This window comes from Carnobacterium mobile DSM 4848, assembly GCF_000744825.1.
Lineage (GTDB): Bacteria > Bacillota > Bacilli > Lactobacillales > Carnobacteriaceae > Carnobacterium_A > Carnobacterium_A mobile.
In genome coordinates this window covers 1,597,501-1,609,485 of the sequence record NZ_JQMR01000001.1, presented here as the reverse complement: position 1 = coordinate 1,609,485, position 11,985 = coordinate 1,597,501, and the positions used below count along the sequence as shown (strand labels likewise).

At 38.4% G+C, this 11,985-nt stretch carries 10 protein-coding genes (1 of these 10 only partly in view); 9 read left to right on the top strand and 1 reads right to left on the bottom strand.

Annotation, left to right across the window (positions count from 1 at the left end; all coding sequences use genetic code 11):
- Positions 1-58: 58 nt before the first annotated feature.
- Positions 59-1,221 (top strand): IS3 family transposase gene (locus BR87_RS07655; RefSeq protein WP_156959095.1). Its coding sequence is split into 2 segments (ribosomal slippage): positions 59-335 and positions 335-1,221, totalling 1,164 coding nucleotides; the frame shifts between segments, so codons are not numbered across the junction.
- A gap of 391 nt (positions 1,222-1,612) precedes the next feature.
- On the opposite strand, the gene BR87_RS07650 is transcribed toward BR87_RS07655, so the two are convergent.
- Positions 1,613-3,151, bottom strand: coding sequence for an ATP-binding cassette domain-containing protein (locus tag BR87_RS07650; RefSeq protein ID WP_035030591.1), 1,539 nt, complete (start codon positions 3,149-3,151; stop codon positions 1,613-1,615).
- Positions 3,152-3,650: 499 nt separating this feature from the next.
- Between BR87_RS07650 and BR87_RS07645 the strand changes: the two genes are divergently transcribed.
- The 8 genes from BR87_RS07645 to lysS form a co-directional block, all read left to right on the top strand.
- Entirely contained in the window at positions 3,651-4,082 is a 432-nt protein-coding gene (locus BR87_RS07645; RefSeq protein ID WP_035030588.1) for an FtsB family cell division protein, read from the top strand.
- Between the two features lie 148 nt (positions 4,083-4,230).
- On the top strand, positions 4,231-4,716 hold the full coding sequence (locus BR87_RS07640; RefSeq protein WP_035030585.1) for a S1 domain-containing RNA-binding protein: 486 nt from the start codon (positions 4,231-4,233) through the stop codon (positions 4,714-4,716).
- Between the two features lie 197 nt (positions 4,717-4,913).
- Positions 4,914-6,323, top strand: coding sequence for a tRNA lysidine(34) synthetase TilS (gene tilS / locus BR87_RS07635; RefSeq protein ID WP_035030581.1), 1,410 nt, complete (start codon positions 4,914-4,916; stop codon positions 6,321-6,323).
- Positions 6,324-6,338: 15 nt separating this feature from the next.
- The gene (gene hpt / locus BR87_RS07630) at positions 6,339-6,878 is read left to right on the top strand and encodes a hypoxanthine phosphoribosyltransferase (protein WP_192988399.1); all 540 of its coding nucleotides are present in this window, start codon (positions 6,339-6,341) and stop codon (positions 6,876-6,878) included.
- Positions 6,879-6,986: 108 nt separating this feature from the next.
- The gene (ftsH, locus tag BR87_RS07625) at positions 6,987-9,107 is read left to right on the top strand and encodes an ATP-dependent zinc metalloprotease FtsH (RefSeq protein WP_035030575.1); all 2,121 of its coding nucleotides are present in this window, start codon (positions 6,987-6,989) and stop codon (positions 9,105-9,107) included.
- A 155-nt stretch (positions 9,108-9,262) separates the two neighbouring features.
- Positions 9,263-10,144 (top strand): Hsp33 family molecular chaperone HslO, encoded by an 882-nt coding sequence (gene hslO, locus BR87_RS07620; protein WP_035030573.1) that lies wholly within the window; start codon positions 9,263-9,265, stop codon positions 10,142-10,144.
- Between the two features lie 462 nt (positions 10,145-10,606).
- On the top strand, positions 10,607-11,539 hold the full coding sequence (gene cysK / locus BR87_RS07615) for a cysteine synthase A (RefSeq protein ID WP_035030570.1): 933 nt from the start codon (positions 10,607-10,609) through the stop codon (positions 11,537-11,539).
- Positions 11,540-11,883: 344 nt separating this feature from the next.
- Positions 11,884-11,985, top strand: the start of a protein-coding gene (gene lysS, locus BR87_RS07610; protein ID WP_035030567.1) for a lysine--tRNA ligase. Its footprint extends 1,410 nt past the window's final position; the window shows 102 of its 1,512 coding nt (coding positions 1-102); it begins with the start codon at positions 11,884-11,886; its stop codon lies off the right edge, out of view.

The following is an 11,985-nucleotide window of genomic DNA, read 5'->3' as shown; positions in this document are numbered from 1 at the left end:
ACTAGACAGAAAAATTAAGGTGTGTAGACTAAAAGAAAACATACCAGGAGGAATTTTTATGTCTAAGAGAACACGAAGAACTTTTTCACAAGAATTCAAGCAACAAATCGTCAATCTTTACTTAGCTGGAAAGCCACGTGCAGAAATCATTCGAGAATATGAACTAACGGCTTCAGCATTTGACAAATGGGTAAAGCAATCTAAAACGAGTGGTTCATTCAAAGAAAAAGATAATCTTACGCCTGAACAAAAAGAATTGTTAGAACTACGTAAAAGAAACCAGCAATTAGAAATGGAAAATGATATTTTAAAGCAAGCAGCGCTGATATTCGGACGAAGAGACAAGTAATCGATGCGAATAAGCATCTTTACCCTATATCAGCGATGTGCAGAATATTAGGTCTATCACGTCAGTCCGATTATTATCAATCAAAACCAAAGAAAGACGAATCAGAACTTGAAGAAGCGGTCGCTGAAGAATGTATCCGCAGCCGAAAGGCCTACGGCTCAAGAAAAATAAAAAAAGCCTTATCAAAACGAGGCATTCAGATCAGCCGACGAAAAATTAGTCGAATCATGAAAAATAGAGGATTAAAATCGAGCTATACTGTTGCTTATTTTAAAGTACATCGTTCTACTTGCAATGAAGCAAAAACGACAAACGTATTGAATCGTAAATTCTTAAGAGACAACCCACTAGAAGCGATCGTAACAGACTTGACTTATGTACGAGTCGGGAAAAAATGGCATTATGTCTGTTTCATTTTGGATCTGTTCAATCGAGAAATTCTCGGCTATTCTTGTGGAGAACATAAAGATGCCGTTCTAGTAAAAAAAGCATTTAGCCGTATCAAACAACCTCTGACAGAGGTTGAGATTTTTCATACTGATCGTGGAAAAGAGTTTGATAACCAAGCTATTGATGAATTATTAACAACTTTCGACATCAATCGATCATTGAGTCATAAAGGCTGTCCTTTTGATAATGCCGTAGCTGAATCAACTTATAAGTCGTTGAAAGTAGAATTTGTCTATCAATATACATTTGAAACCTTACAACAATTGGATTTGGAGTTATTTGACTATGTTAATTGGTGGAACCACCTTCGGTTGCACGGTACACTTGGCTACGAGACACCGGTTGGTTACCGTAACCAGAGATTGGCGCAGCGAATCCTTGATAATGAGCTCGGATGTGCTAACGCTAGCGAGGCAGTCTAACTTTAACTGTTAGCTCCTGCCAAAGATCGTCACATCCGAGGAGGCTCATTGTCAAGGACAATCGGAATAGCATACGGAAAGAAGTTCAGCACCTTATAAAATTTGTCAAAAAAACTGTTGCCATTCCAGATGCTATACATATAGTTAATATTACCAATGATGACTACTCACAAGTGTTGTATAAATGTTGGAATTAGAGAATAGTAGGATAAGCACATGGATACCAAAAGCAGCAACCACTTAAATTAGGGTTGCTGCTTTTTTTTACATTATCGAAAAGAAGCTTGTTCCTTGCAGCAAGGTTCTAAAAATACGATTTTCTATAAAACTATCTATTCAGAACCCTATGAGAATAGGGTCTTTTTTAGTGCGATCCATTTTTTTATAAGCTTTACTCAAGTTCTACTTTGACTAAGCCGTCTTTCTTCAATTCATACACTTGGTCACAAACTTCTTTTAAAAACATTCTGTCATGTGAAACAGTTATGATCGATTCTTCGAAACCTTTAAACAGTTTTCGTAATTCCGGTTGGGAAAGAGGCGAAAAATTACGTGTAGGTTCGTCCAACAACAATACATTTTGTCCGGATAAATCGATTTTCAATAACAATAATTTGGCTTGCTGCCCGCCTGATAGTGAACGGATGGGATGATGCATTTCATCCATTGTAAAACGCATGCTTCCTAAATAAGTCATCACCTGTGTGCGTTCTTCGCTGTCTCCTGTTTCACTAAGGAATTCAACAGGCGTTTCATCAAGCCGTAAATAATCGGCATAATGTTGCGGCATGTATCCAGCTGCAATATCGGTACGTTGACTTAAGTGTGTCCACAATTGTTTCAAGAGTGTACTTTTACCTATCCCATTTTGCCCGATAATGCCTATTTTTTGAGGGGATTTGATAAGCAAGTTCAATGAGTGGGCTAAAACTTTATCTTCCAGCTTCACATTTTTATTTTCTAAATTCAGTATAGTTTTATTTGAGGGAAGTGGTTTAGTATTTGAGAATTTTACTAAGATAGCATCTGCTTTTAGTGGAATATCTTCAAAGTTTTCCTTTTCACGCTCAAATCGTTTGCCCATGGATTTTACTGCATGCATTTTCTTTTTGAGTAATCTTCCACCAGCTGGGTCTTGCCTTGAAATGGTTCCTTGAGCATGATGTACACTGCTTTCAACTTGCCGGTATTTTTCCATTTGTTTTTGGTGTTCTTCACGCTGTTTGTTGGCGACTTGAGATTGGTGTTCATAGCGTGCTTCTTTTTGTTCAATGTAGTCTTTGTAAGATAAATTTGATACAGTTGCGACTGGAATCATCTTGTGCTGTAACAGTTCAAGTTGAATGACTTTGGTCGCTGTAGCGGCAAGTAAAGTTTCGTCATGCGAAATAAACATAACGGTTAACGGAGTAGACTTGATAAAATGCTCTAGCCATTTGACTGTATCGAGGTCCAAGTCGTTGGAAGGCTCATCCAGCAATAACAAATCAGGCTCTGTCGAGAGGGCTTTTAGCAGCTGAATTTTAACTTTTTCACCACCGGATAGACTGCCTAATGATTGTGAACTGGTTAACCGATCAGCATCAAATCCAAGTTGTCCCACTAATTGATAAAGTTTTTGGTAATCCACGTCCATAACGTCTTCTTGCCCGAAAAAATACTGGTCGACTGTAAATTCCATATATTTTTGCGGTAAGGATTGTGGCAAATAAACCATCCGACTGAATTGGTTGATCAATTCTCCTTCTGCTTGAATGTAAGATTCGATGCTTTTATCTCCCATAATCCATTTCAATAATGTTGATTTTCCATTTCCTTCTTCGCCAATGATGGCTACTTTTTCTCCAGGATTGACTATAAAGCTCAAGCCCTTAATAATTTCTTTCAAATCCGTCAAATGGTGCAAGGTTAAATTTCTCACTTGTAACATAAAAATTCCTCCTATCTAATAAAATAAAACTGACCGCCAGCAAGTTTCTGCGACGGTCAGATCAATTCAAATAAACAGGTAGAAGAGCGGCATACTCCAATTTTTATACAGTATGCCAATTCAGTTTCGAAAGTTGTTTAAATGATGTATCTAAAAAAACCGTCGCAAAGAAACCTGCTAATTAAGCAGAAACCGTTTCTTCTTCAATTACGATTGTTTTAGATAGTGTACATTTAGGCACAACCTTTCGATTTAGTAGGCATAGTATAGCAATAATTGATGACACACGCAAAGTATAAGTTTTGTCCTCTCAAACTATTAAGATATTAATTTAGATGCTGTTGATATAATTAATATCCCCCTGACTTAGTACATAATAAAGAATAAGTGCTTAAAAAAATATGTGTATTCCAGTTTTTATCCGAATAGTATTAGACAACGCATCCGCTTTCTTGCTATAATTGGTTTAGAAATGCAGTAGCAAAAGGATGGGACGTTTATGAAGAAAAAAGAGCCGACAAATGTTGCACAATTAAAAAACGACTATACCCAAGCCAAAACCCTTCAAGCACACCGGGAACGCAAACAAAAGCGGAAAGTGCGCAGAAGAATTTCTGTTATCTTGCTGATAGGCAGTCTGTTTATCATCGTATTGTCACTGAGAATATGGAATAGCACACAATCCATTTCAAAAATGGAAAAGGAAAGACAACAAGCAGAAGTGGTTTTGAAAAAAACTGAAAACAATCAAGAACAATTAAATATGCAAATCAAACGTTTAGAAGATGAAAATTACGTAGCTAAATTAGCCCGCAGCCAATATTACTTATCTAAAGACAATGAGATTATTTTTAGTCTGCCAGAAGATAATGCAGCTAAGGTGATTGAAAAAACAAAAGAAAAAGCAGAAACGACTGAAAAAGATGACTAAATATACTGAAACCATAAGAAAAATTTCCTTATAAAGCTTAAAAAAGTGTTTTTTGTCAAAGAAAAAAATAATTAATGATAATTTCTTTGAAGTAGCCGAATACCATGCTATAATAAGGTTACAAGTTTTAAGGAGGAAACAATTTTATATGTCAATTGAAGTGGGAAATAAAGTTTCAGGAACAGTATCAGGTATTACAAATTTCGGTGCATTCATCGACCTAGGAGATAGAAAAACCGGATTAGTTCATATTAGTGAGGTATCCGATAGTTTTATCAAAGATATCAAAGATGTGTTAAAAGTTGGGGAAACTGTCACTGTAAAAGTGATGTCTATTGGAGATGACGGGAAAATCGGTCTTTCTATTAGACGTGCAGTAGATAAGCCAATTGAAACTGCTTCAAATACTCAAGAAAAAACTAGCAGCTATCAAGGACGTCGCGAAGGCGGAGCTCCTCGTAGTGGCGGCTATCAAAATCAACGAAGTAATCGTGGATCAAAAAATGTAGAGCCTAAAAAAGATGATTTCGATTCATTAATGTCATCCTTTTTGAAAGATAGTGATGATCGTTTAACGACGCTAAAAAGAAGTACTGAAGGAAAACGCGGCGGCCGTGGTGGACGACGTAATTAAAAAGTAAGTCCAAGGATAAGGAAACTTATCCTTTTTTATGTTTTTCCTGCTTTCTGGTGGTTAATTTAAGAAAGCGATTAAGAAAGTGTGTGAGTTTAAGGAAAGATGACCGACAAATGAAGTTTCTTTCTTTATAATAGAAAAAGTAAGTAAAAATAAACTTGGTGATCAAAAAAGCTGCTAAAGGAGTTAGTCAAATGGAATTGTTTTCTGCTTTTTTAAAGAGCTGTCAGCAACATCATCATTGGCAGCCGACGGACCGGCTGTTGCTTGCAGTTTCTGGCGGGGTAGATTCCATGGTGCTCGTAGATTTAATTCAGCAGCTGCCCGATCCAGTCAGACCTTGGTTTGGCGTGGTGCACGTCAACCATAAATTACGTCAAGCTTCTGAACAAGAAGAACTTTTTTTAAGGGATTATTGTTTAGAAAAAAGCATTCCTTTTTTTCAGCGGGATTGGGAAGTAGCGAAGCACCCAAAAGTTGGAGTAGAGGCAGCGGCGCGAACATTTCGTTATGCTTTTTTTCAAGAAATGATGGAAATTCATCGAGCCACTCACTTGGTAACAGCGCATCATGCAGATGATCAAATGGAAACCATTCTGATGCGGCTAGTCCGCGGAGGGCAACTGGAAGGCATGACAGGGATTCAACATGTTCGCTCATTTGGCCCTGGTTTATTAGTGAGGCCGCTATTAGATTATGCTAAATCCGATTTGTATGAGTATAGCCAAGCGCATGGAGTGACTTACTTTGAAGATGAGACCAATACTAGTTTGTCTTATACCCGCAATCGCTACCGGCAAACGGTTATTCCACTATTAAAAAAAGAAAACGAACAAGTTTTGGCTCATTTCAAAGAATTTTCAAATGATTTAGCCGATGTGCTGTCTTTAGCCAATCAAGTTGTACGAGAAAAAAGTGAACAACTAGTAGTAAAAAAGGAACCAGATTTTCTAGAACTTGAGATAGCCCCATTTTTTTCTTTTGATGCTGAGACACAACGTCAAGTTTTGAACTACCTCTTATTGGATCTCTATAACAACCATCCAATGGAATCCCTTAGACAGCAAGTAAACGAACTGATAAGTTTAATGACCGGTTCTAAACCAAACGGACAGTTAGATTTGCCTGACGGTTGGAAAGCAAAAAGAAACTATAACCGGTTACGGTTTGAAAAAGCTGTTTTATCCTCAGTAACTCCAGCACTTCTTGAACAAAACCTTTTTCCAGGACAGTGGGTCGCCTTAGAGAAGGGAGACCGAATCGGTTTGTTTGAAGCAGCAACTTTTGAACAGCCTGTTCTTCCAGAAGATTACTATATATGGCTGGATCCGGCAGAAGTAAAGCTGCCTTTAACGATCAGACACCGCAAACCGGGAGACCGAATGACATTAAAAGGAATGAATACGGGCAGCAAGAAGGTCAAATCCATTTTAATTGATCAAAAAGTTCCTATAGAAAAACGAAATAAAGCCTATGTAATAACCGATTCTACAAATGAAATCATTTGGTTAGTAGAATATAAGGAATCTAGATTGTCTATTGAACGTGAAACTGATAAAATACAATACATACTCATCTACCAAAAAGAAAAGAGAACGTATTGAGAGGGAGAACATACAATTATGCAAAATGATATTGAACAGGTGCTTTTTTCCAGAGAGGAACTGGCTCAAAAAACGCACGAATTAGGTCAGCAGTTATCAGCTGATTACAAAGAAAAGAATCCATTAGTGGTAGGCATACTAAAAGGCGCCACACCTTTCTTATCTGATTTAGTGAAAGAAATGGATATTTATCTTGAAATGGATTTTATGGATGTTTCAAGCTATGGCGGCGGAATTACTTCATCAGGAGAGGTTAAAATCTTGAAAGATTTAGATACTAACGTTGAGGGGCGAGATTTATTGATTGTCGAAGACATTATCGACAGTGGACGGACCTTATCTTACTTAGTGGATATGTTCCGTTATCGTAAAGCGAAATCCGTCAAGATTGTCACCTTGCTTGATAAACCAGAAGGCCGGGTTGTTGATATGAAAGCTGATTATGTCGGGTTCTTGGTTCCAAATGAATTCGTCGTCGGTTATGGATTAGATTACGATGAACGGTACCGTAACTTACCGTATATTGGTATCTTAAAACCCGAAATTTATCAATAGAAATAAATGGTCAATGATGGTCAAATGTGGTATGATAAAATAGATTTAATGAGTTTAAACTAAAAAACAGGAAAACTATAAATGTTTATTTGTAGAAGGAGGGCGACAATGAAAAAAGGACTCTTAAAAAACGGTTTCTTCTATGCAATCGTATTTCTAGGAATTATCGGAATAGTGACTTGGGCAACAGGCGGCTCATCCGGTGAACAAAGTACTGAAATACCAGCTAGTGAATTCGTCTCACAATTAGAAGCCAATCAAGTTAAAAAATTTACGATCCAACCCAACGCGGGAGTTTATAAAATTACCGGAGAATACCGTAAAGCTCAACCTTTGAAAAAAGGTTCTGATTCAAGTATTAATATTTTTGGTTCAACTGAAACAACCAGTACTAAATTTACATCCGCAGTTTTACAAAACGATTCGACCGTTAGTGAAATTGACGCTCTTGCTAAAGAAAATAAAATTGAAATGGCCCCACTGCCAGAAGAATCTTCTGGAATTTGGGTAACGCTCTTAGTTTCTGTGTTGCCGTTAGTTATTTTTGTCTTTTTCATCTATATGATGATGGGTCAAAGTGGACAAGGCGGAGGCGGACAAGGCGGCCGTGGCGTAATGAACTTTGGCAAATCAAAAGCCAAAGAAGCAGATAATAAAGCAAACAAAGTTCGTTTTTCTGACGTTGCAGGTGCAGATGAAGAAAAAGAAGAACTGGTAGAAGTTGTTGAATTCCTGAAGGACCCAAGACGTTTTGCTGAATTAGGTGCACGCATCCCAGCAGGTGTTCTATTAGAAGGACCTCCAGGTACAGGTAAAACGTTACTTGCTAAAGCTGTAGCCGGTGAAGCAGGAGTTCCGTTCTTCTCGATCTCAGGATCTGACTTTGTTGAAATGTTCGTTGGGGTCGGTGCAAGCCGAGTACGTGATTTATTTGAAAACGCGAAAAAAGCTGCTCCGTCTATTATCTTTATTGATGAAATCGATGCTGTTGGTCGTCAACGTGGCGCAGGCATGGGCGGCGGACATGATGAACGTGAACAAACTTTAAACCAATTACTAGTTGAACTGGATGGTTTTACCGGAAATGAAGGCGTCATTGTCATTGCGGCAACTAACCGTTCAGACGTATTAGACCCAGCGTTGCTTCGTCCAGGACGTTTTGACCGTCAAATTCTTGTAGGTCGTCCAGACGTCAAAGGCCGTGAAGCCATCTTGAAAGTACACGCTAAAAACAAACCAATCAGCAAAGATGTTGACTTAAAAGTAGTCGCAACTCAAACACCAGGATTTTCTGGGGCTGATTTGGAAAACTTATTAAACGAAGCAGCTTTAGTGGCAGCTCGTCGTAATAAGAAAACCATCGATGCACTTGACTTAGACGAAGCCCAAGACCGTGTAATTGCAGGTCCGGCTAAGAAAAATCGAGTAATCAGCAAAGTGGAACGCGCAATGGTCGCTTATCATGAGGCAGGTCACACGATTGTGGGAATGGTCTTAAGCGATGCGCGAGTAGTTCACAAAGTTACGATTGTTCCTCGTGGACGTGCGGGCGGTTATGCTATTATGCTTCCAAAAGAAGACCGCTTCTTAATGACTAAAAAAGAAATGTTTGAACAAATTGTAGGACTGCTGGGAGGGCGTGTAGCAGAAGAAATGATTTTTGACTCACAATCTTCAGGAGCCAGCAATGACTTCCAACAAGCAACAGCGTTAGCTAGAAGTATGGTTACTGAATACGGAATGAGTGAAAAATTAGGTCCGGTTCAATACGAAGGCAATAGCCAAGTATTTGTTGGCCGTGATTATGGTCAAACAAAAGCTTATTCTGAACAAATTGCTTTTGAAATCGACCAAGAAGTACGCCGTATTATTGTGGAAGCTCACGATGAAGCACGTCATATTTTAGAAGAACACAGAGAACAGCATAAATTGATTGCTGATAAATTACTGGAACTAGAAACACTAGATGAAAAAACCATTAAGAGCTTATTCGAAACGGGTGAAATGCCTGTAACGGGAGAGGCTTCAAATACTGACTACCCTCGTGAAACAGAAGGTGCATCATTTGAAGAAGCTAAACGTGCAAGAGAAGCTAAAGAAGCTGAGCATTTAAAGAAAGAAAAAGCCCAAGAAGAAGCTAAAAAGCATGAAACACAAGAAGATGCAGAAAAACTTGTGGAAGAAGTAAAAAAAGAATTAAAAGATGAAAATCAAGATGAAAATCGCTAATTCTTAAGCAAATAAAAAAGTAAAAGAGGGATTACACCTTGTGTGTGTCCCTCTTTTGTACTGAAAAATTACTGCATAAATGAGCGTTCTTTACTTTAACGCTAAATTACTTTAAAGTTGCAGTAATGAAAACCACTATTAAAGGAGATAAAAAAATGTCAGATTATTTATTGAAAAGCTTGGGCTATGATGGTCAAGTGAGAGTTTATGTTGTTGACGCTACCCAAACGGTTGCAGAAGCACAACGCAGACATGAAACATGGAGTGCCGCTTCGGCAGCACTAGGCCGAACAATGATCGGAGCTTTACTGTTGGGAGCTACGCTTAAAGGCGAGGAAAAAATGACAGTAAAAGTTGAAGGAAACGGACCTGCTGGACATATTATCGTGGACAGTAACGGAAAAGGGGAAGTAAAAGGATATATTGCTAATCCGAAAATAAGTTTGCCGTTAAACAAATTTGGAAAACTAGATGTTCGTGGAGCTGTAGGAACAGAAGGCTCATTGACGGTTACGAAAGATTTAGGTATGAAAGAAGCTTTCTCTGGACAAGTTCCTTTAGTCAGCGGAGAACTGGGAGAAGATTTCACATACTATATGGCGAATTCTGAACAAACACCTTCTGCAATCGGGTTAAGTGTCTTAGTTGATACAGACGATTCCATTAAAGCAGCAGGAGGATTTATGATTCAAGTTATGCCGGGCGCAACAGATGAAACCATTACAGCATTGGAAAATCGGTTAGCTACTATCCCGATGATTTCTCAATTAATGGAAGAAGGCGCTACTCCTGAAGATATCTTAGAACGTTTAATGGGTAAAGATAATGCGAAAGTTTTAGAGCAATTACCGATTACGTTCAAATGTGACTGCTCTAAAGAACGTTTTTCACGGGCGATCATTGCTTTAGGGACAAAAGAAATAGACGACATGATCATAGAAGACCAAGGAGCAGAAGCAAGTTGTCATTTTTGTGGAAATCACTATCATTATGACGTAGCAGATTTAGAAGCATTAAAAGCAGACGCTACCAACTAAATATGATCAATAAATTAAGAATTTAAATTAATTAGAAAATACGTATCTTCATTATATAAGATGAAGATACGTATTTTTTTATATCAAACAGATCCTGCTTGTACAGAAAGGAATCTTCCTATATATGTAGAAACTTGTTGAGTGTGGGAATTGGGTCAATGCTTGGACTATCTGCAAATTTGGCAGAAATCCTAACAGACAAAAGGTAGAAAAAAGAGGTGAAACCGTTAGCTAGAAGTCGTCTAGCGGACAAATGATGCTGATAATTAGCTTTTCAGCTAGTTCCACAAATGCCATAAACATTAAGTCTAATTAGCAACCAAAGAAATAGGTTGAATGATTTGGACAAAGCAGTGAGCTTTGTTCTTTCTTAATTACAAAAAGGAAGAGGTTAACGCTTGCTATCGAAAGCGATAAACACTAGAATTAACTTGTCAGATAAAACTTCTAGGGGGTTTATATATGGGTAAAGTAGTCAATAGTATTACAGAATTAATTGGAGAAACACCGCTGATCAAATTATCTAATAAAGTAGTGCCGGCTGGTGCAGCAGATGTTTATGTGAAACTAGAATCTGCTAATATCGGTGGCAGTGTCAAAGACCGGATAGCGTTAAATATGATTGAAGTAGCAGAACAAGAAGGTAAACTAAAAGCAGGAGATGTGATTGTTGAACCGACAAGCGGAAATACAGGTGTAGGATTGGCGATGATCGCTGCCGCTAAAGGTTACAAAGCTATTTTAGTGATGCCGGATACAATGAGCATAGAGCGGCGCAAGTTATTAAAAGCATATGGTGCGGAATTGGTATTGACGCCAGGAGCAGACGGTATCAAAGCGTCGATTGAGAAGGCTACAGAAATAGCCGCACAACCCGGCCATTTTATGCCTATGCAATTTGAAAATTTAGCTAACCCAGCAGTACATGCAGCTACCACTGGTCCAGAAATACTGGATGCATTCAACGGAGTAGCGCCAGATGCTTTTGTTTCAGCAGTTGGAACCGGTGGAACGTTGACCGGAGCAGGGCAAGTGTTAAAAGAAGCTGACCCAACAACGAAAATTTATGCGCTGGAACCTGCTGAATCCCCTGTGTTAAGCGGAGGTGTTCCTAGCCCGCACAAAATTCAAGGAATTGGAACAGGATTTGTGCCGCAAGTGTTGGATACACTGCTATATGATGAAGTGCTGCAAGTATCTAGTGAAGACGCTATGGAAATGGCACGGAAAGTTGCTGCAAAAGAAGGTTTGTTAGTAGGAATTTCTTCAGGAGCAGCGATTAAAGGTGCAATTGAAGTTGCCGTTAAATTAGGTGCCGGAAAAAAAGTTGTGACGGTTGCTCCTGATAACGGAGAACGTTACCTATCAACTGCATTATTTCCAAGCGATGACTAATTAAATAAACTAAGAAGCTGGACCTGTGCGTCCAGTTTTTTTAGCGTCTCCTAAAAAACCACTTGCTTTTTCATCAAATGCTTTTACTGAATGATAAATTATGATAAAATGGATCGTATAAATTTGTCGTTGATTTACTGAATCGTTTTGTTGTGGAGACAGCAGAATCTGAAGCTAAAAAGTTAAAGTGCATGAAGCTTAAGTTGTTGAAAAAGCAAGAAAGTAAGTTAGAGAAGGCGAAAGACTAAGAACTTCTCTAATTTCCTTGCTTTTTTTGCGTGCTCTTGGCATTATTAAAGAAGACAGGTGTACAACCGAAACTAGTAAAGAATGGAGCGGAAGATATGAGTCGCGAAGATACACATGAAGTAGAAAACCATGAAGAAATGAATGATCAGTTACAAGTACGCCGAGAAAAAATGGAGCATTTGCGTGAACGCGGTATT

Coding starts and splice junctions, on each gene's coding strand:
- BR87_RS07650 (WP_035030591.1), bottom strand. CDS start 3,151: ATGTTACAAGTGAGAAATTTAACCTTGCACCATTTGACGGATTTGAAA.
- BR87_RS07645 (WP_035030588.1), top strand. CDS start 3,651: ATGAAGAAAAAAGAGCCGACAAATGTTGCACAATTAAAAAACGACTAT.
- BR87_RS07640 (WP_035030585.1), top strand. CDS start 4,231: ATGTCAATTGAAGTGGGAAATAAAGTTTCAGGAACAGTATCAGGTATT.
- tilS (WP_035030581.1), top strand. CDS start 4,914: ATGGAATTGTTTTCTGCTTTTTTAAAGAGCTGTCAGCAACATCATCAT.
- ftsH (WP_035030575.1), top strand. CDS start 6,987: ATGAAAAAAGGACTCTTAAAAAACGGTTTCTTCTATGCAATCGTATTT.
- hslO (WP_035030573.1), top strand. CDS start 9,263: ATGTCAGATTATTTATTGAAAAGCTTGGGCTATGATGGTCAAGTGAGA.
- cysK (WP_035030570.1), top strand. CDS start 10,607: ATGGGTAAAGTAGTCAATAGTATTACAGAATTAATTGGAGAAACACCG.